This window comes from Micromonospora citrea, assembly GCF_900090315.1.
GTDB lineage: Bacteria > Actinomycetota > Actinomycetes > Mycobacteriales > Micromonosporaceae > Micromonospora > Micromonospora citrea.
The window spans coordinates 4,279,310-4,303,333 of the sequence record NZ_FMHZ01000002.1; the positions used below are offsets into that span (position 1 = coordinate 4,279,310).

Here is a 24,024-nt window from a genome sequence, read left to right on the forward strand (position 1 = left end):
GATAAGTAGGGATTGAAGTGGCCGCCGCAGACGCGCTCGCCAACGTACGCAACATCGGCATCATGGCCCACATCGATGCCGGAAAGACCACCACCACCGAGCGGATCCTGTTCTACACCGGCATCACGTACAAGATCGGTGAGGTCCACGAGGGCGGTGCCGTCATGGACTGGATGGAGCAGGAGCAGGAGCGTGGTATCACCATCACCTCCGCTGCTACCAAGTGTGAGTGGAAGGGCCACACGATCCAGATCATCGACACGCCCGGCCACGTCGACTTCACGGTCGAGGTCGAGCGGTCGCTGCGGGTGCTGGACGGCGCGGTCGCGGTCTACGACGGTGTCGCCGGCGTCGAGCCGCAGACGGAGAACGTCTGGCGGCAGGCGGACAAGTACAACGTCCCCCGGATGTGCTTCGTCAACAAGCTCGACCGGACCGGCGCCGACTTCTTCCGCTGCGTGCAGATGATGATCGACCGGCTCAACGCCACCCCGCTGGTGCTCCAGATCCCGATCGGCGCCGAGTCCGACTTCATCGGCGTGGTCGACCTGGTCGAGATGCGCGCCCTCACCTGGCGCGGCGAGACGCAGAAGGGTGAGGACTACGCGATCGAGGAGATCCCGGCCGACCTCGCCGACTCCGCCGCGGAGTGGCGCGAGAAGCTGATGGAGACCCTGGCCGACGTCGACGACGCGGTGATGGAGAAGTACCTGGAGGGCGAGGAGATCTCCGTCGAGGAGATCAAGGCCGCCATCCGCCGGGCCACCATCGCCGGCAAGGCCAACCCGGTCCTCACCGGTACCGCCTTCAAGAACAAGGGCATCCAGCCGATGCTGGACGCCGTCGTCGCGTACCTGCCGTCGCCGCTGGACATCCCGGCGATCGAGGGCACGGCCACCGACGGCGAGACGCCGATGCAGCGCAAGCCGTCGAAGTCGGAGCCGTTCTCGGGCCTCGCCTTCAAGATCCAGACGGACAAGCACCTCGGCAAGCTCACCTACGTCCGGATCTACTCCGGCACGCTCGAGTCCGGCTCCCAGGTGGTCAACTCCACCAAGGACCGCAAGGAGCGGATCGGCAAGATCTACCAGATGCACGCCAACAAGCGGGAAGAGCGCAGCTCGGCCCAGGCTGGCGACATCATCGCGGTGCAGGGTCTCAAGCAGACCACCACCGGCGACACCCTGTGCGACCCGGCGAACCCGGTCATCCTGGAGTCGATGACCTTCCCGGAGCCGGTCATCGAGGTCGCCATCGAGCCGAAGACCAAGGCCGACCAGGAGAAGCTCAGCACCGCCATCCAGCGGCTGGCCGAGGAGGACCCGACCTTCCGCGTCAAGCTGGACGACCAGACCGGCCAGACGGTCATCTCCGGCATGGGCGAGCTGCACCTGGACATCCTGGTCGACCGGATGCGCCGCGAGTTCAACGTCGAGGCCAACATCGGCAAGCCGCAGGTGGCGTACCGCGAGACCATCCGCCGCAAGGTGGAGAAGGTCGAGTACACCCACAAGAAGCAGACCGGTGGTTCCGGCCAGTACGCCCGGGTGATCATCAGCCTGGAGCCGCTGCCGCTGGGCAACGACGCCCCGACCTACGAGTTCGCCAACGCCGTCACCGGTGGCCGTATCCCCCGGGAGTTCATCCCGTCGGTGGACGCGGGCGCCCAGGACGCGATGCAGTACGGCATCCTCGCCGGCTTCCCCCTGGTGGGCATCAAGCTCACCCTGGTGGACGGCCAGTACCACGAGGTCGACTCGTCGGAAATGGCATTCAAGATCGCCGGCTCGATGGCGATGAAGGAGGCGGCTCGCAAGGCCGACCCCGCGCTGCTCGAGCCGATGATGGCCGTTGAGGTCACCACTCCCGAGGAGAACATGGGTGACGTCATCGGCGACCTCAACTCCCGCCGCGGCATCATCCAGGCGATGGAGGAGCGCAGCGGCGCCCGCGTCGTCAAGGCTCTGGTGCCGTTGTCGGAGATGTTCGGCTACGTCGGCGACCTGCGGTCGAAGACCCAGGGCCGGGCTAGCTACAGCATGCAGTTCGACTCCTACGCCGAGGTTCCGTCCTCGGTCGCCAAGGAGATCATCGCCAAGGCGACGGGTGAGTGACGCTCACCTGAGCTGATCCGGTGACCCGGGGCTGGTCGCGGGAGGGGCATCCCGCCCGCGGCCACCTCGGTCGGATTGTGTGAATCCGGGCCTGTAGGCTTCATCGCCGCAGAACCCACAAAGGCTCTCCGGCCGTCAGGTCGGAAAGGCTGTCGACAGAGTCCTAAGCGCCGACCGGCGCGCCGGGGCGAACGAACCAAGAAGTCCACAGGAGGACACCAGTGGCGAAGGCGAAGTTCGAGCGGACTAAGCCGCACGTCAACATCGGCACCATTGGTCACATCGACCACGGTAAGACGACGCTGACGGCGGCCATCACCAAGGTCCTGCACGACCAGTACCCGGACCTCAACCCGTACACGCCGTTCGACGAGATCGACAAGGCGCCGGAGGAGAAGGCCCGCGGCATCACGATCTCCATCGCGCACGTCGAGTACCAGACCGAGGCTCGGCACTACGCGCACGTCGACTGCCCCGGGCACGCCGACTACATCAAGAACATGATCACCGGTGCCGCGCAGATGGACGGCGCGATCCTGGTGGTCGCGGCGACCGACGGCCCGATGCCGCAGACCCGCGAGCACGTGCTGCTGGCCCGCCAGGTCGGCGTTCCGTACATCGTCGTGGCGCTCAACAAGAGCGACATGGTCGACGACGAGGAGCTCCTGGAGCTCGTCGAGCTCGAGGTCCGTGAGCTGCTCTCGTCGCAGGAGTACCCGGGTGACGACCTGCCGGTCGTCCGGGTCTCGGCGCTGAAGGCCCTCGAGGGCGACCCCGAGTGGACCCAGAAGCTGCTGGACCTGATGACCGCTGTCGACACCGCGATCCCGCAGCCGGAGCGCGAGACCGACAAGCCGTTCCTGATGCCGATCGAGGACGTCTTCACGATCACCGGTCGTGGCACCGTCGTCACCGGTCGCGCGGAGCGCGGCGTGCTCAAGCCGAACGAGGAGGTGGAGATCGTCGGCATCCGCGAGAAGTCGATGAAGACCACCTGCACCGGCATCGAGATGTTCCGCAAGCTGCTCGACGAGGCCCGTGCGGGCGAGAACGTCGGTCTGCTGCTGCGTGGCATCAAGCGCGAGGACGTCGAGCGCGGCATGGTCGTCATCAAGCCGGGCACCACGACCCCGCACACGGAGTTCGAGGCGACGGTCTACATCCTCTCCAAGGAGGAGGGCGGCCGGCACACCCCGTTCTTCCAGAACTACCGTCCGCAGTTCTACTTCCGGACCACGGACGTCACCGGTGTCGTCACGCTCCCCGAGGGCACCGAGATGGTCATGCCGGGTGACAACACCACCATGACGGTGAAGCTGATCCAGCCCATCGCCATGGAGGAGAACCTCAAGTTCGCGATCCGCGAGGGTGGCCGCACCGTCGGCGCCGGGTTCGTCACCAAGATCATCAAGTGAGCTAGGTAACCCCGATTAGACCCGCCGCCGGTCGTGCGGCATACTAGTCAGGTTGCGTAACGACAGTTCGCTGCCCGTGTTCGGCTTCGGCTGAACCGCCGGGCTGCAGGACAGTCGGGCGTAGGGTGGTTGGCGGCGTGTCCGCCAACCACCCTCGCACGGCGTTCAGGTCGCGGTAGTGCGATCGGCGCCTTGACCCACCGCGCGGTCAGTATCGCTCCGGAGTCCCGGGGCGGAGCCTGGCCCGGGAGCGCGACACGCCCGACCGCGGGGGTCGGCGAAGAGGGCCTGTACCAGCCGGTACAGGCGCCCGCAACACAGCGGCATCGAGAGAAGGAACAGAAGCCACCATGGCGGGACAGAAGATCCGCATCCGGCTCAAGGCCTATGACCACGAGGTCGTCGACTCCTCGGCTCGGAAGATCGTCGAGACGGTGACGCGTACCGGGGCGCAGGTCGCGGGCCCGGTGCCGCTGCCCACGGAGATCAACCGTTTCTGCGTTATCCGCTCGCCGCACAAGTACAAGGACTCGCGCGAGCACTTCGAGATGCGCACGCACAAGCGGCTGATCGACATCATCGACCCGACCCCGAAGACGGTCGACTCGCTCATGCGCCTCGACCTGCCGGCTGGCGTCGACATCGAGATCAAGCTGTAGGGACCGGACAAATGGACAGGCAAGTCAAGGGGATCCTGGGCGCAAAGCTCGGCATGACCCAGGTCTGGGACAACAACCGAGTTGTCCCGGTGACCGTGGTTCAGGCCGGCCCGTGCGTCATCAGCCAGGTTCGTAGCGCCGAGAAGGACGGTTACTCCGCGGTCCAGCTGGCGTACGGCACGATCGACCCGCGCAAGGTCAAGAAGCCGATCAGCGGGCACTACGCGAAGGCCGACGTCGCGCCGCGGCGGCACATCGTCGAGCTGCGCACCGCCGACGCGGCGGACTACTCGCTCGGCCAGGAGATCACGGTCGAGGAGTTCCCGGCCGGCGTCTCGATCGACGTCACCGGCAAGACCAAGGGCAAGGGCTACGCCGGCCCGATGAAGCGGCACGGCTTCCACGGTCTGCGCGCCAGCCACGGTGTCGAGCGCAAGCACCGCTCGCCGGGCTCGATCGGCGCCTGCGCCACCCCCGGTCGTGTCTTCAAGGGCACCCGGATGGCGGGCCGGATGGGTGGCGTGCGCTACACCGTCCAGAACCTGACCGTCCAGGCGGTCGACACCGAGAACAACCTCCTGCTCGTCCGCGGCGCCATTCCCGGCCCGAAGGGCGCGCTGGTCCTGGTCCGCACCGCGGCCAAGACCAAGGCGAAGAAGGGCGGTGTGGCCAAGTGACCACCGTTGACGTCCTCACCGTCGAAGGCACCAAGAGCGGCTCCGTCGAGCTGCCCGCCGACATCTTCGACGTCCAGGCCAACGTCGCGCTGATGCACCAGGTCGTGGTGGCCCAGCTCGCGGCGGCCCGGCAGGGCACGCACAAGACCAAGACCCGCGGCGAGGTCGCCGGCGGCGGCAAGAAGCCGTACAAGCAGAAGGGCACCGGTCGCGCCCGCCAGGGCTCGATCCGCGCTCCGCAGTTCGCCGGCGGTGGCGTGGTGCACGGTCCCGTGCCGCGCGACTACAGCCAGCGCACCCCGAAGAAGATGAAGGCCGCCGCCCTGCGTGGCGCCCTGTCGGACCGGGCCCGCGCCGGGCAGGTGCACGTCGTCGAGGCGTTCGTCTCGGGCGAGAAGCCGTCGACCAAGGCCGCCCTGGCCACGCTGGCCAAGCTGACCGACGCCCGCCGGGTGCTGGTCGTGCTGAGCAGCACCGACGAGCTGAACTGGGTGTCGCTGCGCAACGAGCCGCGGGTGCACCTGATCGAGGCCGGCCAGCTCAACACGTACGACGTGCTGGTGGCCGACGACGTGGTCTTCACGAAGGACGCCCTGGACGAGTTCCTCGGCGTTCCCGCCGAGACCACCGAGGAGGGTGGCAAGTGAGCACGATCGCCGACCCGCGCGACATCATCGTGGCGCCGGTCGTCTCGGAGAAGAGCTACAGCGAGCTGAACCGCAACTGGTACACCTTCCTGGTGCACCCGGACGCGAACAAGACCGAGATCAAGATCGCTATCCAGCAGATCTTCAACGTCCGCGTCCTGACGGTCAACACGCTCAACCGCGAGGGCAAGCGCAAGCGGACCCGCACCGGGTTCGGCAAGCGCAAGGACACCAAGCGGGCGATGGTGAAGCTGGCTGACGGTGACCGTATCGAGGCCTTCGGCGGCCCGGTCAGCTGAGGGGTGTAGACAATGGCTATCCGTAAGTACAAGCCGACGACGCCGGGCCGGCGTGGCTCGAGCGTCGCCGACTTCGCCGAGATCACCCGGTCGACGCCCGAGAAGTCGCTGCTGGCTCCGCTGCCGAAGAAGGGCGGGCGTAACGCCCACGGCCGGATCACCACGCGGCACCACGGTGGCGGTCACAAGCGCCAGTACCGTCTGATCGACTTCAAGCGGGTCGACAAGGACGGCGTGCCGGCGAAGGTCGCCCACATCGAGTACGACCCGAACCGCACCGCGCGCATCGCGCTGCTGCACTACGCCGACGGCGAGAAGCGCTACATCCTCGCGCCGAAGGACCTGAAGCAGGGCGACCGTGTCGAGTCCGGTCCGGGCGCCGACATCAAGCCGGGCAACAACCTGCCGCTGCGCAACATCCCGGTCGGTACCACCATCCACAACGTGGAGCTGCGTCCGGGCGGCGGCGCCAAGCTGGCCCGCTCGGCCGGCGTCGGCATCCAGCTGCTCGGCCGCGAGGGCGCGTACGCGACCCTGCGTATGCCGTCCGGTGAGATCCGGCGGGTCGACGTGCGCTGCCGCGCCAGCGTCGGCGAGATCGGCAACGCCGACCAGTCGAACATCAACTGGGGTAAGGCCGGCCGCATGCGGTGGAAGGGCAAGCGCCCGACCGTCCGTGGTGTCGCGATGAACCCGGTCGACCACCCGCACGGTGGTGGTGAGGGTAAGACCTCCGGCGGTCGCCACCCGGTCAACCCGCAGGGTAAGCCCGAGGGCCGCACCCGTCGTAAGGGCCAGCCGAGTGACCGGCTGATCGTCCGCCGCCGCTACGCCACGCGTAAGCGCGGCTGAGGGAGATAAGACATGCCTCGCAGCCTGAAGAAGGGCCCGTTCGTCGACGACCACCTGCTCAAGAAGGTGGAGACGCAGAACGACAAGGGCTCGAAGAACGTCATCAAGACCTGGTCGCGGCGCTCGACGATCATCCCGGAGATGCTGGGTCACACGATCGCCGTGCACGACGGACGCAAGCACGTCCCGGTGTTCGTGACCGAGGCGATGGTCGGGCACAAGCTCGGCGAGTTCGCGCTGACCCGCACGTTCAAGGGTCACGAGAAGGACGACCGGAAGAGCCGTCGGCGCTGACGCCGCGGGCATACGGATAGAGGAACAAGGGGTTACAGCGATGCCAGGAAAGGGCGACGCTCCGGTGCTTCCGGGCGCGCGGGCGGTTGCGCGGCACGTGCGCATCTCGCCGATGAAGGCGCGCCGGGTGGTCAACCTCGTCCGCGGCCTGCCCGCGAAGGAGGCGCTCACGGTGCTGCAGTTCGCGCCGCAGGCTGCGAGCGAGCAGGTGTACAAGGTGCTCGCGAGCGCGATCGCCAACGCGGAGAACAACGAGCGGCTGGACCCCGACGCGCTGCTCGTCAGCGAGGCGTACGTGGACGAGGGCCCGACCATGAAGCGGTTCCAGCCGCGGGCGCAGGGCCGGGCGTACCGGATCCGCAAGCGCACCTGCCACATCACCGTCGCGGTCGAGGCCGTGGCGCCGGCCGCGCCGAAGAAGGCCGCGGCGAAGAAGGCGGCCCCGGCGAAGCAGGCGGAGCCGGCTGAGACGCAGAGCAAGACGGAGGGCGCCGAGTAATGGGTCAGAAGGTTCACCCGCACGGGTTCCGGCTCGGCATCTCGACCGACTGGAAGTCCCGCTGGTTCGCGGACAAGCTCTACAAGGACTACATCGGCGAGGACGTCAAGATCCGCCGCATGATGTCCAAGGGCCTCGAGCGCGCCGGCATCTCCAAGGTCGACATCGAGCGCACCCGGGACCGGGTCCGCGTCGACATCCACACCGCCCGGCCGGGCATCGTCATCGGCCGCAAGGGTGCGGAGGCCGACCGGATCCGCGGCGAGCTCGAGAAGCTGACCGGCAAGCAGGTCCAGCTGAACATCATCGAGGTGAAGAGCCCCGAGTCGGACGCGCAGCTCGTCGCCCAGGGCGTCGCCGAGCAGCTGTCCAGCCGGGTCAGCTTCCGTCGGGCGATGCGCAAGGCCATGCAGTCCGCGATGAAGAACCCGGTCTGCAAGGGCATCCGGGTCCAGGTCTCGGGCCGTCTGGGCGGCGCCGAGATGAGCCGGACCGAGTTCTACCGCGAGGGCCGGGTCCCGCTGCACACGCTGCGGGCCAACATCGAGTACGGCTTCTTCGAGGCCCGTACCACCTTCGGCCGGATCGGCGTGAAGGTCTGGATCTACAAGGGCGACGCGGTGCCGGGTCGGGAGACCCCGGCCGAGGCTCCGTCGCGCCCGCGCCGTGAGCGCGGCGACCGCCCCGAGCGGCCGCGCCGTGGTCGGTCCGGCTCGTCCGGCACGACCGCCGGCGGCACCGAGGCCGGCCGGGCCGCCGCGACCACCATCGCGCAGCAGGCCGAGACGCCGAGTGGTGACGCGGTGGATCCCGCCGCCGTCTCCGCCGCGGCAGAAACGCAGCAGGAGGGCTGACAGATGCTGATGCCGCGCAAGCCCCCGAAGGGCTTCCGCAAGCCGCACCACCCGGACCGCAGTGGCGCGTCCAAGGGTGGTAACCGGGTGGTGTTCGGCGAGTTCGGGATCCAGGCTCTCGAGCCGGCGTACGTGACCAACCGCCAGATCGAGTCGGCGCGTATCGCGATGACCCGCCACATCAAGCGTGGCGGCAAGGTCTGGATCACGATCTTCCCGGACCAGGCCCTCACCAAGAAGCCGGCCGAGACCCGGATGGGTTCCGGTAAGGGTTCGCCCGAGTGGTGGGTCGCCAACGTGAAGCCGGGGCGGGTTCTCTTCGAGATGTCCTTCCCCAACGAGCAGATCGCGCGAGAGGCGATGCGTCGCGCGATCCACAAGCTCCCGATGAAGTGCCGCATTGTTACGCGCGAAGTGGGTGAATCCTGATGGCAGCGGGCGTTAAGGCCTCCGAGCTGCGTGAGCTCTCCGAGGAGGAGCTGGTCACGAAGCTGCGCGAGGCCAAGGCGGAGCTGTTCAACCTCCGCGTGCAGGCCGCAACCGGGCAGCTGGACAACAACCGGCGGCTGCAGGTCATCCGTCGGGAGATCGCCCGGATCTACACGATCATGCGTGAGCGCGAGCTGGGTCTCTCGGCCGCGCCGACTGAGGTGACTGCATCATGAGCGAGAACACCACCGCCGCCGCGCGGGCCCGCCGCAAGGTGCGTGAGGGCCTCGTGGTCAGCGACAAGATGGAAAAGACCGTCGTCGTCGAGGTCGAGGACCGGGTCAAGCACGCGCTGTACGGCAAGATCATGCGCCGTACCAGCAAGCTGAAGGTGCACGACGAGCAGAACACCGCCGGCATCGGCGACCGGGTCCTGATCATGGAGACCCGGCCGCTGTCCGCCACGAAGCGGTGGCGGCTCGTGGAGATCCTGGAAAAGGCCAAGTAGCGAAGGCTCAAGCTCGCCCGGCGTCAGTCGGGCGCGGGTTCCGCCAGGCTCCGGCCGCCTCGCGCGGCCGGAGAACCGGCAGACATAGGAGATAGACGTGATTCAGCAGGAGTCGCGACTGCGCGTCGCCGACAACACGGGTGCTCGGGAGATCCTGTGCATCCGGGTTCTCGGTGGCTCCGGTCGGCGCTACGCGAGCATCGGCGACGTCATCGTGGCCACCGTCAAGGACGCGATCCCGGGTGCCGGTGTGAAGAAGGGCGACGTCGTCAAGGCCGTCGTCGTTCGCACCGCCAAGGAGAAGCGGCGGCCGGACGGTTCGTACATCCGCTTCGACGAGAACGCCGCCGTCATCATCAAGGACGGCGGGGACCCGCGCGGCACCCGTATCTTCGGCCCGGTGGGCCGGGAGCTGCGGGACAAGCGGTTCATGAAGATCATCTCTCTCGCGCCGGAGGTGTTGTGACCGTGAAGGTCAAGAAGGGCGACACGGTCGTCGTCATCGCCGGCAAGGACAAGGGTGCCAAGGGCAAGGTCATCGCGGCCTACCCGCGGCAGGACAAGGTCCTGGTCGAGGGCGTGAACCGGGTCAAGAAGCACACCCGCATCAGCACCACCCAGCGTGGCGCCAAGACCGGTGGCATCGTCACCCAGGAGGCCCCGATCCACGTCTCGAACGTGATGGTCCTGGACTCCGACGGCAAGCCGACCCGCGTCGGTTACCGGATCGACGACAACGGCCAGAAGGTCCGCATCGCGCGTAGCACCGGTAAGGACCTGTGATGACCACGGCTACCGAAACCAAGACCATGCCGCGCCTCAAGGAGCGGTACCGCAACGAGATCGTGGCCGAGCTGCAGAAGCAGCACAACTACGGCAACCCCATGCAGGTGCCGCGGTTGGTCAAGATCGTCGTCAACATGGGTGTCGGCGAGGCCGCCCGGGACGCCAAGCTCATCGACGGCGCGGTCCGGGACCTGGCCACCATCACCGGCCAGAAGCCGCAGGTGCGGCGGGCGACCAAGTCCATCGCGCAGTTCAAGCTCCGCGAGGGCATGCCGATCGGCGCGAAGGTGACCCTCCGCGGCGACCGGATGTGGGAGTTCCTGGACCGGCTGCTGTCGATCGCCCTGCCGCGTATCCGCGACTTCCGCGGTCTGGACGGGCGCAAGCTCGACGGGCACGGCAACTACACGTTCGGTCTGACCGAGCAGTCGGTGTTCCACGAGATCGACCAGGACAAGATCGATCGGCAGCGGGGCATGGACATCACGGTGGTCACGACCGCCACGACCGACGACGAGGGCCGGGCGCTGCTCAAGCTCCTGGGCTTCCCGTTCAAGGAGAACTGAGATGGCCAAGAAGGCGCTGATCATCAAGGCGGCCGCGAAGCCGAAGTTCTCGGTTCGCGCGTACACCCGCTGCCAGCGGTGCGGGCGTCCGAAGGCGGTCTACCGCAAGTTCGGTCTCTGCCGGGTGTGCATCCGGGAGATGGCCCACCGCGGTGAGCTGCCCGGCGTGTCCAAGGCTTCCTGGTAATAGCTATTGCTCTTCGCCGTAGGCCCGGGGCTCATCGCCCCGGGAACCCCGGCGAGAAAGGCTGACGAATTCCATGACGATGACCGACCCGATCGCAGACATGCTCACGCGTCTGCGTAACGCCAACCAGGCGTACCACGACCGGGTGACGATGCCCTACTCGAAGATCAAGGCGAACATCGCCGAGGTCCTCAAGGCCGAGGGTTACATCGCCACCTGGTCGGTCGAGGAGCCCGAGGAGGGCGCCGTCGGCAAGCGACTGGTCGTCGAGCTGAAGTACGGCCAGAACCGCGAGCGGAGCCTGGCCGGCATCAAGCGAGTGTCCAAGCCCGGTCTGCGGGTTTACGCCAAGTCGGACGGGCTCCCGCGGGTGCTCGGCGGGCTGGGCGTGGCGATCATTTCGACGTCCCAGGGGCTGCTCACCGACCGGCAGGCCCGCAAGCGGAGCGTTGGCGGGGAAGTCCTCGCCTTCGTCTGGTAACGGGAGACAGGTAGAAATGTCGCGTATTGGACGTAAGTCGATCCCGGTGCCAGCCGGCGTCGACATCACGATCGACGGGCAGACCGTCAAGGTCAAGGGCCCGAAGGGCGAGCTCTCGCACACCCTGGCCGAGCCGATCACGATCGACCGGGCCGAGGACGGGCAGCTGAACGTCAACCGCCCGAACGACGAGCGCAAGGCCAAGGAACTGCACGGCCTGAGCCGTACCCTGGTCGCCAACATGATCGTCGGCGTCACCGAGGGCTACCGCAAGAGCCTGGAGATCGCCGGTACCGGTTACCGCGTCACCGCCAAGGGCAAGGACCTGGAGTTCGCGCTCGGGTTCTCGCACCCGGTGCTGGTGCCGGCGCCGGAGGGCATCACCTTCACGGTGGAGAAGCCGACGCTGTTCCACGTGGCCGGCATCGACAAGCAGCTGGTCGGTGAGGTTGCCGCCAACATCCGGAAGATCCGCCCGCCGGAGCCCTACAAGGGCAAGGGCGTGAAGTACCAGGGCGAGGTCATCCGCCGCAAGGCTGGAAAGGCAGGTAAGAAGTGAGCGCCACGCTGCTCAAGCGCCGCCGCGGCGTCGCCGCCAAGCGTGCCGTCGGGCGTGCGCGCCGGCACTTCCGGGTCCGCAAGAACATCAGCGGCACCGCCGAGCGTCCCCGCCTCGTGGTCACCCGCTCCCTGCGGCACATCGTCGCCCAGATCGTGGACGACACCAAGGGTCACACCCTGGCGTCGGCCTCGACCCTGGACGCGTCGCTGCGCGGTTCGGAGGGCGACAAGAGCGCCCTGGCCGGCAAGGTCGGCGCCCTGCTCGCCGAGCGGGCCAAGGCCGCCGGCATCTCCAAGGTCGTCTTCGACCGCGGTGGCAACCGGTACGCGGGGCGGGTCGCCGCGCTTGCCGACGCCGCCCGCGAAGCCGGGCTCGAGTTCTAGAAACCCCGTCACGAGAGAGAAGGAAGGCTGCTGATGCCAGGTCAACAGCGCCGTGGCGGCGGGTCCGGTGGCAACGAGGGTGGTCGCCGCGACAACCGCCGTGAGGGCGGCCGCGGAAACGCGCCCGTCGAGAAGACCCCGCACCTCGAGCGGGTCGTCGCGATCAACCGCGTCGCCAAGGTCGTGAAGGGTGGTCGTCGCTTCAGCTTCACCGCCCTGGTGATCGTGGGCGACGGCGACGGCACCGTCGGCGTGGGCTACGGAAAGGCCAAGGAGGTGCCCGCGGCGATCGCCAAGGGTGTCGAGGAGGCCAAGAAGCACTTCTTCAAGGTGCCGCGGATCGGTCAGTCGATCCCGCACCCGGTGCAGGGCGAGGACGCCGCCGGCGTCGTGCTGCTCAAGCCGGCCTCCGCCGGTACGGGTGTCATCGCCGGTGGCCCGGTGCGCGCCGTGCTGGAGTGCGCGGGTATCCACGACGTGCTCTCCAAGAGCCTCGGTTCGTCGAACCCGATCAACATCGTGCACGCCACCGTGGCGGCGCTGAAGGGGCTCGAGTCCCCCGAGGCCGTCGCCGCCCGTCGTGGTCTGCCGGTCGAGGACGTCGCGCCGGCCGCCATGCTGGCGTCGCGGGCGGGGGTGGCTTCCTGATGGCTCGCCTGAAGGTCACCCAGGTCCGGTCCGAGATCGGGACCAAGCAGAACCAGCGTGACTCGCTGCGCTCGCTCGGTCTCAAGCGGATCAACGACGTGGTGGTCAAGGAGGACCGTCCGGAGATTCGCGGCATGATCTTCGCGGTCAACCACCTCGTGAAGGTCGAGGAGGTCGAGTAATGACGATCAAGGTCCACCACCTGCGTCCGGCGCCCGGTGCCAAGACCGCGAAGACCCGTGTGGGTCGCGGTGAGGGCTCGAAGGGCAAGACCGCCGGTCGCGGTACCAAGGGTTCGAAGGCCCGCAAGAACATCTCGGCGGCGTTCGAGGGTGGGCAGATGCCCATCCACATGCGCCTGCCGAAGATGAAGGGCTTCAAGAACAAGTTCAAGGTGGTCTTCCAGGTGGTCAACCTGGACCGGCTCGCCGAGCTGTTCCCGAACGGCGGCCAGGTCGGCCCGCTGGAGCTGGTCGAGGCCGGCGCGGTCCGCAAGGGCCAGCCGGTCAAGGTCCTCGGCACCGGGGACCTCGGTGGGGTCGCCCTCCAGGTGTCGGCGCACGCGTTCAGCGCGTCGGCCAAGGAGAAGATCACCGCCGCCGGTGGCACCGTCACCGAGCTGTAAGGGCTGTACGACCTGTGGCGCCCGCTCAGTTGACTCAACTGGGCGGGCGCCATGGTCTCCCCGGCATGTGTGCGCCGGGTAACATCGGATTCGGTTTATGTAGCCGGGCACATCTGCCCGGACGGGGATCGGGCTGTTAGAGTCCCTTCCCAGCTATGGATATCGGGCGTTCGCCCGGCACCCACCCCGACCCGCCCGGGATCACCGGCGGCCCGCCGCGCGCAGGAGGAAGAAGTTGCTGTCCGCCTTTCTCAGTGCGTTCCGTACGCCTGACCTGCGCAAGAAGCTGCTGTTCACAGTAGGCATCATCGCGGTCTACCGGCTCGGGGCGACGCTGCCCAGCCCGGGTGTCTCGTACGGCAACGTCCAGAAGTGCCTCGACACCCTGGAGAACGGCTCCACCGGGGTGTTGAACCTGCTCAACCTCTTCTCCGGCGGCGCGCTGCTGCAGCTCTCGGTCTTCGCGCTGGGCATCATGCCCTACATCACCGCGTCGATCATCCTGCAGCTGCTGACGGTGGTCATCCCGCGGCTGGAGCAGCTCCGCAAGGAGGGCCAGGCCGGCCAGGCGAAGATCACCCAGTACACCCGCTACCTGACGCTGGGCCTGGGTGTCCTGCAGGCGTCGGCGTTCGTGGCGCTGGCCCGCTCCGGGCAGCTCTTCCAGAACCAGTGCGACCAGTTCCCGATCATCCCCGAGGGCACCGGGATCCCGGACTGGCTGACGCTGACCATCCTGGTCATGACCATGACCGCCGGCACCGGCGTGGTGATGTGGCTCGGTGAGCTGATCACCGACCGGGGCGTCGGCAACGGCATGTCCGTCCTGATCTTCACCTCGATCGCCGCCCGGCTCCCCGCCGAGGGCTGGCAGATCAAGCAGACCGGCGGCTGGGGCCGCTTCCTCCTGGTCATCGCGCTGGTCCTGGTGGTCATCACCGCCGTGACCTTCATCGAGCAGTCGCAGCGCCGGATCCCGGTGCAGTACGCCAAGCGCATGATCGGCCGGCGGATGTACGGCGGCACCTCGACCTACATCCCGCTGAAGGTCAACCAGGCGGGTGTCATCCCGGTCATCTTCGGCTCGTCGCTGCTCTACCTGCCCCAGCTGGCGCTGCAGTTCTTCGACCAGACCAACCCGGGCAAGACCCAGACGTGGATCCAGAACAACCTGGTCGACCCGACCAGCCCGATCTACATCTCGGTCTACTTCCTGCTGATCATCTTCTTCACGTACTTCTACGTCTCGATCACGTTCAACCCGACCGAGGTCGCGGACAACATGAAGAAGTACGGCGGCTTCGTGCCGGGCATCCGCCCCGGCAAGCCGACCGCCGACTACCTGGACTTCATCCTCAGCCGGATCACGCTGCCGGGCGCCCTCTACCTGGGCATCATCTCGATCCTGCCGAACTTCTTCTTCATCTGGCTGGACAAGCAGCAGTACCTCAACTTCCCGTTCGGCGGCACCGCTGTCCTGATCATGGTCGGCGTCGGTCTGGAGACCACCAAGCAGATCGAGAGCCAACTCATGCAGCGGAACTACGAAGGGTTCCTGCGGTAGATGAGACTCGTTCTGGTTGGCCCGCCGGGCGCGGGCAAGGGTACGCAGGCCGAGTTCGTCGCCGCGCACCTCTCGGTCCCGAAGATCTCGACCGGCGACATCTTCCGGTCGAACGTCTCGCAGGGCACCCCGCTGGGTGTCGAGGCGAAGCGCTACATGGACGCCGGCGAGCTGGTGCCCGACGAGGTCACCATCAACATGGTGCGGGACCGGCTCGCCGAGCCGGACGCCTCGGAGGGCTTCCTGCTCGACGGCTTCCCGCGGACCACGCCGCAGGCCGCCGCGCTGGACAAGCTCCTCGCCGACCTGGGTACCGCGCTCGACCTGGTGCTGGAGCTGGTCGTCGACGACGACGAGGTGATCCGGCGGCTCTCCGGCCGGCGCACGTGCCGGGGCTGCGGCAAGATCTGGCACGTCGAGTTCGACGCGACCACCCGCGAGGGCATCTGCGACCGGTGCGGCGCCGAGCTGTTCCAGCGCGACGACGACAAGCCGGAGACCATCGCCACCCGCCTGCGGGAGTACGCGGACAAGACCGCGCCGCTGGTCGACTACTACGGCGCCCAGGGCAAGCTGGTCGGGATCGACGCCACCGGCCCGGTGGAGGACGTCACCGTCCGGGCCATCGACGCCCTGCGGTCGTACGGCGGCTGACGTCCCGCCGGGCTCCGGCGGATAGAGTGCGAAGAGCGGGGTACGTCCGACGTGCCCCGCTCTTCGGCTTCGGCAACGAAAGGTAACGGCTCCATGCGTCGTCCCCAGCTGGACATCCAGCTGAAGACCCCTGACCAGATCGAGAAGATGCGGGCCGCCGGGCTGGTGGTCGCCGAGGCGCTGCGTCGGATGCGGGAGGCGGTCGCCCCCGGGGTCAGCACCGCCGACCTGGACGCCATCGCCGAGTCGACCATCCGCGAGGCAGGCGCGGTCCCCTCGTTCAAGGGCTACCACGGCTTCCCCGCGTCGATCTGCTCGTCGGTCAACGAGCAGGTCGTGCACGCCATCCCGTCGCCGGGGCAGGTGCTCCGCGACGGCGACCTGATCTCGATCGACTGCGGCGCGGTGCTCGACGGGTGGCACGGCGACGCCGCCATCACGGTCGGGGTGGGCGATGTCGACCCGGCGCTGCTGAAGATGGCCGAGGTGGCCGAGGACGCCATGTGGGCGGGCATCGCCGCCGCCGCCCGGGGCGCGGCCAGCGGCAAGGGCCGGCTCACCGACATCTCGCACGCGGTGGAGAACGCGGTCCGCAAGGGCGGCCGGTACGGCATCGTCGACGGCTACGGCGGGCACGGCATCGGCACCGAGATGCACCAGGACCCGCACGTGCTCAACCACGGGCGGCCGGGCAAGGGCCCGCGCCTCGTGCCGGGCGTGGCGCTGGCGATCGAGCCGATGATCACGATGGGCTCGCCCCGGACGGTCGAGCTCTCCGACGGCTGGACCGTGATCACCCGGGACCGGTCGATGGCGGTGCACGTGGAGCACACGATGGCTCTGCTCCCGGACGGGGTCTGGGTGCTGACGGCGCCGGACGGCGGGCGCGCCCGCCTGGGCGAGCTGGTCACGTCCCGCCAGCCCGCGGATTCGTCGGCCCGCTGAGCCCGCCGGCTCCGCTGACCGTCGGCCCGCTGAGCCCGTCGGCCCGCAGTGGGCGCCGGCTCCGCTGACCCAGCCGGCCCGCTGACCCAGCCGGCCCGCTGACCCAGCCGGCCCGCTGAGCCCGTCGGCCCCGCTGACCCGTCGGTCTCCGCTACCCGCCGGTCCCGTTGGCTCCCGGCCCGGCGAGCCCGCCGGTCCGTCCGTCCCGGCGGCCCGTGCAGGGAGGGCGGTGGCTGGTGGGGTGGTGTCATGCTTGCGGGCATGGAGGGACGCGACGGGATGCGGGCCGCCGACGCCGACCGTCACGCGGTCGCGGAGCGGCTGCGGGTGGCCGTCGACGAGGGCCGGCTGGACCTGCACGAGTACGACGAGCGCCTCCAGCGGGCGTACGCCTCGCGCACGTACGGCGAGCTGGACGCGCTGGTGAACGACCTGCCGGTCACCGGACACCTTCCGGTGCCGGCCGCCCCGGCGGCGTCGCAGCTCGCCACGCCCCCGGAGGACGTCGCGCCGCCGTCGGAGGGGGACCGGTCGCCGGCCACCCCGGCGGTGGTCGCCCGGTGGCTGGCCGAGGTCTGGCTGCCGTACCTGCGGGTGGTCGCGATCGTGGTGACCGTCTGGGCGGTGGCCTCCGCGCTCTCCGCCGAGCTGCTCTACTTCTGGCCCGCCTGGGTGGCGGGGCCGTGGGGCGCTGTGCTCGTGGTGCGTACGGTCGCCGGCCTGACCGGGGGAGAGCCGCAGCGGCGGGCGGTGAAGCGGGAGCGGCGGCGCACGCGCCGACTGGCGAGGCGGGCGCGGAAGCGGGAGTTGGCCGCCGCCGCCGACCGCCGGGAGCGCGAGTTGCCCGCCGCCGCCGCGGACCGCCGGGAGCGCGAGTTGGCTGCCGCCCCTGACGCGGACGTGCGGGAGCGGGAGCGGGAGTTGGCCGCCGACGCGGACCGCCGGGAGCGGGAGCTTCGGGTGGGGGAGGCGCCGACGGCCGGGAGGGAACGCCTGACCGGCGACGTCGAGCTCTGAACGGGCCCTTCTGTCCGGTTCGACGCACCGATTCCCGGCCGGTTTGGCGACGGCGTGCAGGCGGGCGTACACTTTCTGATCGGCGCACAGCGTCCACTCCGGCATGCCCGCCCAGCGCTTCGGCGGGAGTCGGAGCCGCGGCTGGCGCGGGCTTTCTGATCTTGATCAGTCACCCGTGTAAGACGTTGTGGGCCGTCCGGAGTAACCGACGTCAGGACAGCGGAGGACATGCCGAAAAAAGACGGAGCCATCGAGATCGAGGGTCGGGTCATCGAGCCCCTGCCGAACGCAATGTTCCGCGTGGAGCTCGCGAACGGTCACAAGGTGCTGGCTCACATCAGCGGCAAGATGCGGCAGCACTACATCCGCATCCTGCCGGAGGACCGGGTCGTCGTCGAACTCTCGCCGTACGACCTGACCCGCGGGCGCATCGTCTACCGCTACAAGTAAGCCTGACGACGGCCGGGACGTCCCCGTGTCCGTCTTCGACGTCCGGTGTCGCGCCTCGGCGCGTCCTCGGGCCAGATGGGAAGTAAGGCAACCGTGAAGGTCAAGCCGAGCGTCAAGAGGATCTGCAACAAGTGCCGGGTCATCCGCCGGCACGGCCGGGTCATGGTCATCTGCACCGACCCGCGCCACAAGCAGCGCCAGGGCTGAACCAGTTCCGACCGGCCGTTCGACAACGGTCGGTCGTAATCGGTCCGGGCCGCGGATCCAGACAACGAATCACATGCTCGTCCCAGCCGCGGGCGGTGCGCGTCGCGTACCAGTGCGTGGTTGACCCCCGGTCGGAGGCCGGGGCCCGCTCGGGCAGCGACCGATCCCGGTCGCCGGCGCAGTCGCCGGAAGGACAGGGACGGTCGGTAGCGGGATGGGACGGGTCCACACCTCCGCCAGAACACCACGAGGAGCACGCCCGCACATGGCACGTCTAGTCGGCGTCGACCTCCCCCGCGAGAAGCGGATGGAGATCGCGCTCACCTACATCTTCGGCGTGGGTCGCACCCGCGCTCTGGAGACGCTCGCCGCCACCGGCATCTCGCCGGACAAGCGCGCCCGGGACCTCACGGACGAGGAGCTTGTCCAGCTCCGCGACCACATCGAGGCCAACTACAAGGTTGAAGGCGACCTGCGCCGCGAGGTCGCCGCTGACATCCGCCGCAAGGTCGAGATCGGCTGCTACGCCGGTATCCGGCACCGCCGGGGCCTCCCCGTGCGTGGCCAGCGGACGCGGACCAACGCCCGCACCCGCAAGGGCCCGAAGCGGACCGTCGCCGGCAAGAAGAAGCCCGGCAAGAAGTAAGACGTAAACCGGAATCCGGGTCGGCGTCGGCCGAGGTAGGCCGGACTCCAACCCGTTTCGGTAAGTCAACTAGGAGCGCACAGACTTATGCCACCGAAGGCTCGTGCCGGAGCCGCCGTCAAGAAGGTCCGGCGCAAGGAACGCAAGAACGTCGCCCACGGGCAGGCGCACATCAAGAGCACCTTCAACAACACCATCGTGTCCATCACGGACCCGACCGGTGCGGTCATCTCCTGGGCCTCCGCGGGCCAGGTGGGCTTCAAGGGCTCCCGCAAGTCGACCCCGTTCGCCGCGCAGCTCGCCGCCGAGGCCGCCGCGCGCCGGGCGATGGAGCACGGCATGCGCAAGGTCGACGTGTTCGTCAAGGGCCCCGGCTCCGGCCGGGAGACCGCCATTCGTTCGCTGCAGGCCGTGGGCCTGGAGGTCGGTCAGATCTCCGACGTGACCCCGCAGCCGCACAACGGGTGCCGTCCGCCGAAGCGTCGCCGGGTCTGAGAGGTTAGAGAGAGATGGCTCGTTACACCGGTGCTGACTGCCGCCGTTGCCGGCGGGAGAAGATGAAGCTGTTCCTCAAGGGCAGCAAGTGCGATGGCCCGAAGTGCCCGTTCGAGTCCCGGCCGTTCCCGCCCGGGCAGCACGGTCGCGGCCGCACGAAGGAGACGGAGTACCTGCTCCAGCTCCGCGAGAAGCAGAAGGCCCGCCGCGTCTACGGCGTGCTGGAGAAGCAGTTCCGCGGTTACTACGAGGAGGCCGTGGCCAAGCAGGCCAAGACCGGTGAGGTCCTCCTGCAGATCCTCGAGTCGCGGCTGGACAACGTGGTCTACCGGGCCGGCTACGCCAAGTCCCGGGACATGGCCCGCCAGCTGGTCAAGCACGGCCACTTCACCGTGAACGGCAAGAAGGTCGACATCCCGTCGTACCGCGTCAAGGAGCACGACATCATCGAGGTCCGGGGCAAGAGCAAGGAGCTCACCCCGTTCGTCGTGGCGCAGGCCGAGGCCGGCTCGAAGTCGGTTCCGGCGTGGCTGGAGGCTATCCCCAGCCAGATGAAGGTGCTCGTGCACTCGCTCCCGGCCCGCCAGGTCATCGACACGCAGGTCCAGGAGCAGCTGATCGTCGAGCTCTACTCCAAGTAGTCGGAGCTCGTTGCGGTGGCCCGCCCTCACGGGGGCGGGCCACCGGAACAGTTTGTCGTGGGCGTCATATGGCGGGCGCCCCGGAAGAGAAGAGAAGACATGCTCATCAGCCAGCGACCGACCCTCTCCGAGGAGTCGATCAACGAGACCCGGTCCCGGTTCACCATCGAGCCGCTGGAGCCCGGCTTCGGCTACACCCTGGGCAACTCGCTGCGGCGTACGCTGCTGTCGTCGATCCCGGGTGCGGCGGTCACCTCGATCAAGATCGACGGTGTGCTGCACGAGTTCACCACGATCCCCGGTGTCAAGGAGGACGTGGTCGAGCTCGTCATGAACATCAAGGAGCTCTGCGTCAGCTCCGAGCACGACGAGCCGGTCAGCATGTACCTGCGCAAGCAGGGCCCGGGCGACGTGACGGCGGGCGACATCCAGCCGCCGGCCGGCGTCTCGGTGCACAACCCCGACCTGAAGCTCGCCACCCTCAACGGCAAGGGCCGGCTCGACATGGAGCTGACCGTCGAGCGGGGCCGCGGCTACGTCACGGCGGCGCAGAACAAGCAGGCGGGCGCGGAGATCGGCCGGATCCCGGTCGACTCGATCTACTCGCCGGTGCTCAAGGTGACCTACCGCGTCGAGGCGACCCGTGTCGAGCAGCGGACCGACTTCGACCGGCTGATCATCGACGTCGAGACCAAGCCGTCGATGGGCCCGCGTACGGCGCTGGCCTCGGCCGGTTCGACGCTGGTGGAGCTGTTCGGTCTGGCCCGGGAGCTGGACGAGACCGCCGAGGGCATCGACATCGGGCCGTCCCCGCAGGACGCCCAGCTCGCGGCGGACCTGGCGCTGCCGATCGAGGAGCTGGACCTGACCGTCCGCTCCTACAACTGCCTCAAGCGCGAGGGCATCAACTCCGTTGGTGAGCTCATCGGGCGTACCGAGGCCGACCTCCTCGACATCCGCAACTTCGGCCAGAAGTCGATCGACGAGGTCAAGATGAAGCTCGCCGGGATGGGTCTGGGGCTGAAGGACTCGGCTCCGAACTTCGACCCGGCGCACGTCGTGGACGCCTTCGGCGAGGCCGACTACGACACCGACGACTACCGCGAGACCGAGCAGCTCTAGTCCGCGCTGCCGCCACACCTGAGGAGCACCAAGCATGCCCACGCCCACCAAGGGCCCCCGCCTCGGCGGCAGCCCCGCGCACGAACGGCTGATGCTGGCCAACCTGGCCACCGCGCTGTTCCAGCACGGCAAGATCCAGACCACCGAGACGAAGGCCCGGCGGCTGCGTCCGCTGGCCGAGCAGCTCATCACCAAGGCCAAGCGCGGCGACCTGGCGTCCCGCCGGCGGGTGCTGGGCGTCGTCAAGGACAAGGACGTGGTCTACGCCCTGTTCGACCAGATCGCGCCCCGGTACGCCAACCGCAACGGTGGCTACACCCGGATCGTGAAGACCGGTCCGCGCAAGGGTGACGCCGCACCGATGGCGATCATCGAGCTGGTCGAGGAGCTTCAGGTCGCCGAGCCGAAGGCGAACAAGAAGACCGCGGCCCGCAAGGCCGCGCAGCAGGACAAGGTCGAGGCGCTCGCCCCGGCGGAGGAGACCCCGAAGTCGAACTCGGGCGACCAGGACGCCGAGCCGCCCGTGTCGGCGTCCGGCGACACCGCCGCCGCCCGCGAGGACAGCGACGAGGCCGGCGAGAACGACAAGGCCTGATCGAGGCCACCGTCGGGCCCGGCACCCCTCCACGGGGTGCCGGGCCCGATCCATGAGGCGGAGGTACGAGTGGACGAGCGCACCCGGCTCCGGCTGGACGTCGCGTACGACGGCACCGGCTTCTCCGGCTGGGCCGCCCAGCCGACCCGGCGTACCGTCGCCGGGGTGCTCGTGGAGACCCTCGACCTGGTGCTCGGCGCCGGGACGGCGACCGGGCTGACCGTGGCGGGACGCACCGACGCGGGCGTGCACGCCACCGGGCAGGTCTGCCACGTCGACCTGCCCGCCGCCGTGTGGCGGGAGCACGAGGGGCGGCTGCTGCGCCGGCTGGCCCGGCTGCTCCCCACCGACGTGCGGATACGCGCGATGACCGAGGTGCCGGCGGACTTCGACGCCCGGTTCTCGGCCACCTTCCGCCGCTACGAGTACCGGGTGACCGACGCGCCCTGGGGCGCCGAGCCGCTGCGCCGGCACGAGGTGCTGGCCTGGCCGAAGCCGCTTGACCTGGCCGCGCTCAACGCCGCCGCGGCGGGCCTGGTGGGGGAGCACGACTTCGCCGCGTACTGCCGGCGCAAGGAGAACGCCACCACCCTGCGCGAGGTGACCAGGCTGGACTGGCGGCGGGATCCCGACGGGATCCTCGTCGCCACCGTGCAGGCCGACGCGTTCTGCCAGGCGATGGTGCGCAGCCTGGTCGGGGCGATGCTCGTGGCCGGGGACGGGCGCCGGCCGGTCGAGTGGCCGGGCAGCCTGCTCGCCCGCCGGGAGCGTTCCAGCGAGGTGACGGTGGCCCCGGCGCACGGGCTGACCCTGGTCGCCGTGGGCTATCCCGACGACCCGGCCGAGTACGCCCGCCGCGCCGAGGCGACCCGCCGGCTGCGCGTACCCCTGGAGGGTTGACGGCGTCGGCGCGGCACCGCCGACGGCCCGGCGCCGCGCACGCCCCCCGGCAGCGCGCACGCCCCCCGGCAGCGCGGGCGCGGCCGGCACCGGGGACGCGGCCGGTAGCGTGGGCGCGGCTGGTAGCGCGGGCGCGGCCCGGCACGGCGCACGCGGCCGGCAGCGAGAAGGGATCGGAGTCGTGCAGGAATCCCGGCGGGCCCGCGAACTCGGCATCGTCGTGGGGACGCTGCCGACGGGGCCGGTGAACGCCGTCACCGACGTCCCCGGCGTCCGGGTGGGCCACACCACCCTGGTCGAGGGCGACAGCATCCGGACCGGGGTGACGGCGATCGTCCCGGATCAGCTGACCGAGCGCCGGTCGCTGCCCGCCGGGCTGTTCGTCGGCAACGGGCACGGCAAGATGGTCGGCTCCACGCAGGTGACCGAGCTGGGCGAGATCGAGACCCCCGTGGTGCTGACCGCGACGCTGTCCACGTTCCGGGCCGCGGACGCGCTGCTCACCTACATGCTCGGGCAGCCGGGCCGGGAGGCGGTCGAGTCGCTGAACCCGGTGGTCGCCGAGACCAACGACGGGTTCCTCTCCGACATCCGGGCGCGACCGGTGCGGGCGGAGCACGTGCTCGCGGCGCTGGGCGAGGCGCGCGGCGGGCTGCCCGCCGAGGGGGCCGTCGGCGCGGGTACGGGCACGGCGGCCCTGGGCTTCAAGGCCGGCGTCGGCACGTCCTCGCGGCTGGTCGCGACGTCGCGGGGTGCGGTCACCGTCGGCGTGCTGGCGCAGGCCAACTTCTCCGGCGTGCTCCAGGTGCTGGGGGTGCCGATCCGCTGCGAGCAGGTGGGCGTGCCGGTCGCCCCGGGGCGGCCGGAGCACCGGGGGAACTCCTGCGTGATCGTGGTCGCCACGGACGGCCGGTTCGACGCGCGCCAGCTCGGCCGGATCGCCCGCCGGGCCGTGTTCGCGATGGCGCGGGTCGGATCGGACTTCGCCGGCGGCAGCGGCGACTACGCGCTGGCGTTCTCCACGGCGGATCCGGGGGCGTCGGCGGCGCCCGAGCACGACCTGGAACCGGTCTTCGCGGCGGTGCTGGAGGCGGTGGAGGAGGCCCTGCTGAACTCGCTGTTCACGGCGCGCACCACCGTCGGCTTCGCCGGGCGGGTCAAGTACGCCGTCCCGCACGACCGGATGCGGCACCTGCTGCGGACGCACCGCGTCGACCTGCGCGGGTGAGGCGGGGCCGCCGCCCCGCGCGGGTACGCCCGGGTCGGTTCACGAGGCGGGGCGGCGAGACACCGATCGCCACTG

The 24,024-nt window shown here is 69.3% G+C and carries 35 protein-coding genes and 1 pseudogene; all 36 read left to right on the plus strand.

What is annotated here, in order from left to right; genetic code table 11:
- The first annotated feature begins 17 nt into the window (after positions 1–17).
- The 36 genes and pseudogenes from fusA (at position 18) to GA0070606_RS19815 (ending at position 23,949) form a co-directional block, all read left to right on the plus strand.
- Positions 18–2,114: an elongation factor G gene (gene fusA, locus GA0070606_RS19640; RefSeq protein WP_091102550.1), complete on the plus strand. Its 2,097-nt coding sequence runs from the start codon at positions 18–20 to the stop codon at positions 2,112–2,114.
- A gap of 221 nt (positions 2,115–2,335) precedes the next feature.
- Positions 2,336–3,529 carry an elongation factor Tu gene (gene tuf / locus GA0070606_RS19645; RefSeq protein WP_091102553.1) on the plus strand — a complete coding sequence of 398 codons (1,194 nt, stop codon included), beginning with the start codon at positions 2,336–2,338 and terminating at the stop codon, positions 3,527–3,529.
- A gap of 350 nt (positions 3,530–3,879) precedes the next feature.
- Complete coding sequence (gene rpsJ / locus GA0070606_RS19650; RefSeq protein ID WP_007073037.1) at positions 3,880–4,188, plus strand: 30S ribosomal protein S10; 309 nt, start codon at positions 3,880–3,882, stop codon at positions 4,186–4,188.
- Positions 4,189–4,199: 11 nt separating this feature from the next.
- Positions 4,200–4,865 (plus strand): 50S ribosomal protein L3, encoded by a 666-nt coding sequence (gene rplC, locus GA0070606_RS19655; protein WP_091102556.1) that lies wholly within the window; start codon positions 4,200–4,202, stop codon positions 4,863–4,865.
- Complete coding sequence (gene rplD / locus GA0070606_RS19660; RefSeq protein ID WP_091102560.1) at positions 4,862–5,512, plus strand: 50S ribosomal protein L4; 651 nt, start codon at positions 4,862–4,864, stop codon at positions 5,510–5,512. The genes rplC and rplD overlap by 4 nt, the downstream gene beginning before the upstream one ends.
- Positions 5,509–5,811 (plus strand): 50S ribosomal protein L23, encoded by a 303-nt coding sequence (gene rplW, locus GA0070606_RS19665; protein WP_076466668.1) that lies wholly within the window; start codon positions 5,509–5,511, stop codon positions 5,809–5,811. Before rplD ends, rplW begins: the two co-directional genes overlap by 4 nt.
- Before the next feature lie 12 nt (positions 5,812–5,823).
- Positions 5,824–6,663, plus strand: a complete 840-nt coding sequence (rplB, locus tag GA0070606_RS19670) for a 50S ribosomal protein L2 (protein WP_091065788.1) — start codon at positions 5,824–5,826, stop codon at positions 6,661–6,663.
- Between the two features lie 12 nt (positions 6,664–6,675).
- Positions 6,676–6,957 carry a 30S ribosomal protein S19 gene (gene rpsS, locus GA0070606_RS19675; protein WP_007073032.1) on the plus strand — a complete coding sequence of 94 codons (282 nt, stop codon included), beginning with the start codon at positions 6,676–6,678 and terminating at the stop codon, positions 6,955–6,957.
- Positions 6,958–6,997: 40 nt separating this feature from the next.
- Positions 6,998–7,456, plus strand: coding sequence for a 50S ribosomal protein L22 (gene rplV / locus GA0070606_RS19680; protein WP_091102565.1), 459 nt, complete (start codon positions 6,998–7,000; stop codon positions 7,454–7,456).
- Positions 7,456–8,310, plus strand: a complete 855-nt coding sequence (rpsC, locus tag GA0070606_RS19685) for a 30S ribosomal protein S3 (protein WP_091102569.1) — start codon at positions 7,456–7,458, stop codon at positions 8,308–8,310. Before rplV ends, rpsC begins: the two co-directional genes overlap by 1 nt.
- Positions 8,311–8,313: 3 nt before the next feature.
- Positions 8,314–8,739: a 50S ribosomal protein L16 gene (rplP, locus tag GA0070606_RS19690; RefSeq protein WP_007465292.1), complete on the plus strand. Its 426-nt coding sequence runs from the start codon at positions 8,314–8,316 to the stop codon at positions 8,737–8,739.
- The gene (gene rpmC / locus GA0070606_RS19695; RefSeq protein ID WP_007073028.1) at positions 8,739–8,975 is read left to right on the plus strand and encodes a 50S ribosomal protein L29; all 237 of its coding nucleotides are present in this window, start codon (positions 8,739–8,741) and stop codon (positions 8,973–8,975) included. The genes rplP and rpmC overlap by 1 nt, the downstream gene beginning before the upstream one ends.
- Positions 8,972–9,247, plus strand: coding sequence for a 30S ribosomal protein S17 (gene rpsQ, locus GA0070606_RS19700; protein ID WP_088998356.1), 276 nt, complete (start codon positions 8,972–8,974; stop codon positions 9,245–9,247). Before rpmC ends, rpsQ begins: the two co-directional genes overlap by 4 nt.
- Positions 9,248–9,344: 97 nt before the next feature.
- Positions 9,345–9,713: a 50S ribosomal protein L14 gene (gene rplN / locus GA0070606_RS19705; RefSeq protein WP_007073026.1), complete on the plus strand. Its 369-nt coding sequence runs from the start codon at positions 9,345–9,347 to the stop codon at positions 9,711–9,713.
- The gene (gene rplX, locus GA0070606_RS19710; protein WP_013288626.1) at positions 9,710–10,030 is read left to right on the plus strand and encodes a 50S ribosomal protein L24; all 321 of its coding nucleotides are present in this window, start codon (positions 9,710–9,712) and stop codon (positions 10,028–10,030) included. The genes rplN and rplX overlap by 4 nt, the downstream gene beginning before the upstream one ends.
- Positions 10,030–10,599, plus strand: a complete 570-nt coding sequence (rplE, locus tag GA0070606_RS19715; protein ID WP_073834925.1) for a 50S ribosomal protein L5 — start codon at positions 10,030–10,032, stop codon at positions 10,597–10,599. The genes rplX and rplE overlap by 1 nt, the downstream gene beginning before the upstream one ends.
- Position 10,600: 1 nt before the next feature.
- Positions 10,601–10,786 (plus strand): type Z 30S ribosomal protein S14, encoded by a 186-nt coding sequence (locus GA0070606_RS19720; protein WP_007465272.1) that lies wholly within the window; start codon positions 10,601–10,603, stop codon positions 10,784–10,786.
- A 73-nt stretch (positions 10,787–10,859) separates the two neighbouring features.
- Positions 10,860–11,267: a 30S ribosomal protein S8 gene (gene rpsH / locus GA0070606_RS19725; protein ID WP_013288624.1), complete on the plus strand. Its 408-nt coding sequence runs from the start codon at positions 10,860–10,862 to the stop codon at positions 11,265–11,267.
- Positions 11,268–11,283: 16 nt separating this feature from the next.
- Complete coding sequence (gene rplF, locus GA0070606_RS19730; RefSeq protein ID WP_091102572.1) at positions 11,284–11,826, plus strand: 50S ribosomal protein L6; 543 nt, start codon at positions 11,284–11,286, stop codon at positions 11,824–11,826.
- Positions 11,823–12,212, plus strand: a complete 390-nt coding sequence (rplR, locus tag GA0070606_RS19735) for a 50S ribosomal protein L18 (protein ID WP_091102576.1) — start codon at positions 11,823–11,825, stop codon at positions 12,210–12,212. The genes rplF and rplR overlap by 4 nt, the downstream gene beginning before the upstream one ends.
- A 33-nt stretch (positions 12,213–12,245) precedes the next feature.
- Positions 12,246–12,860: a 30S ribosomal protein S5 gene (rpsE, locus tag GA0070606_RS19740; protein ID WP_091102580.1), complete on the plus strand. Its 615-nt coding sequence runs from the start codon at positions 12,246–12,248 to the stop codon at positions 12,858–12,860.
- Complete coding sequence (gene rpmD / locus GA0070606_RS19745; RefSeq protein ID WP_007073018.1) at positions 12,860–13,042, plus strand: 50S ribosomal protein L30; 183 nt, start codon at positions 12,860–12,862, stop codon at positions 13,040–13,042. The genes rpsE and rpmD overlap by 1 nt, the downstream gene beginning before the upstream one ends.
- The gene (gene rplO, locus GA0070606_RS19750) at positions 13,042–13,485 is read left to right on the plus strand and encodes a 50S ribosomal protein L15 (protein ID WP_091102583.1); all 444 of its coding nucleotides are present in this window, start codon (positions 13,042–13,044) and stop codon (positions 13,483–13,485) included. The genes rpmD and rplO overlap by 1 nt, the downstream gene beginning before the upstream one ends.
- A gap of 235 nt (positions 13,486–13,720) precedes the next feature.
- On the plus strand, positions 13,721–15,049 hold the full coding sequence (gene secY / locus GA0070606_RS19755; RefSeq protein ID WP_091102586.1) for a preprotein translocase subunit SecY: 1,329 nt from the start codon (positions 13,721–13,723) through the stop codon (positions 15,047–15,049).
- Complete coding sequence (locus GA0070606_RS19760; protein ID WP_091102592.1) at positions 15,050–15,703, plus strand: adenylate kinase; 654 nt, start codon at positions 15,050–15,052, stop codon at positions 15,701–15,703.
- 93 nt (positions 15,704–15,796) lie between these two features.
- Entirely contained in the window at positions 15,797–16,648 is an 852-nt protein-coding gene (map, locus tag GA0070606_RS19765; protein ID WP_091102596.1) for a type I methionyl aminopeptidase, read from the plus strand.
- A gap of 261 nt (positions 16,649–16,909) precedes the next feature.
- Positions 16,910–17,494 (plus strand): annotated as a pseudogene (locus GA0070606_RS19770) (DUF1707 SHOCT-like domain-containing protein); the annotation flags it as partial.
- A gap of 399 nt (positions 17,495–17,893) precedes the next feature.
- Entirely contained in the window at positions 17,894–18,115 is a 222-nt protein-coding gene (infA, locus tag GA0070606_RS19775; RefSeq protein WP_007073013.1) for a translation initiation factor IF-1, read from the plus strand.
- A 93-nt stretch (positions 18,116–18,208) separates the two neighbouring features.
- Positions 18,209–18,322, plus strand: a complete 114-nt coding sequence (gene rpmJ / locus GA0070606_RS19780; protein ID WP_012184307.1) for a 50S ribosomal protein L36 — start codon at positions 18,209–18,211, stop codon at positions 18,320–18,322.
- 265 nt (positions 18,323–18,587) lie between these two features.
- On the plus strand, positions 18,588–18,968 hold the full coding sequence (gene rpsM, locus GA0070606_RS19785; RefSeq protein ID WP_007073012.1) for a 30S ribosomal protein S13: 381 nt from the start codon (positions 18,588–18,590) through the stop codon (positions 18,966–18,968).
- Between the two features lie 87 nt (positions 18,969–19,055).
- Positions 19,056–19,463 (plus strand): 30S ribosomal protein S11, encoded by a 408-nt coding sequence (gene rpsK / locus GA0070606_RS19790; protein WP_007073011.1) that lies wholly within the window; start codon positions 19,056–19,058, stop codon positions 19,461–19,463.
- A gap of 14 nt (positions 19,464–19,477) precedes the next feature.
- Positions 19,478–20,104, plus strand: coding sequence for a 30S ribosomal protein S4 (gene rpsD / locus GA0070606_RS19795; protein ID WP_091102599.1), 627 nt, complete (start codon positions 19,478–19,480; stop codon positions 20,102–20,104).
- 99 nt (positions 20,105–20,203) lie between these two features.
- A complete protein-coding gene (locus GA0070606_RS19800) occupies positions 20,204–21,226 on the plus strand; it encodes a DNA-directed RNA polymerase subunit alpha (RefSeq protein WP_013735931.1) in 1,023 nt (340 codons plus the stop codon).
- 34 nt (positions 21,227–21,260) lie between these two features.
- Positions 21,261–21,821: a 50S ribosomal protein L17 gene (gene rplQ / locus GA0070606_RS19805; protein WP_091102603.1), complete on the plus strand. Its 561-nt coding sequence runs from the start codon at positions 21,261–21,263 to the stop codon at positions 21,819–21,821.
- Between the two features lie 69 nt (positions 21,822–21,890).
- A complete protein-coding gene (truA, locus tag GA0070606_RS19810) occupies positions 21,891–22,721 on the plus strand; it encodes a tRNA pseudouridine(38-40) synthase TruA (protein ID WP_091102607.1) in 831 nt (276 codons plus the stop codon).
- Between the two features lie 181 nt (positions 22,722–22,902).
- A complete protein-coding gene (locus GA0070606_RS19815; protein ID WP_245724745.1) occupies positions 22,903–23,949 on the plus strand; it encodes a P1 family peptidase in 1,047 nt (348 codons plus the stop codon).
- Positions 23,950–24,024: the final 75 nt, after the last annotated feature.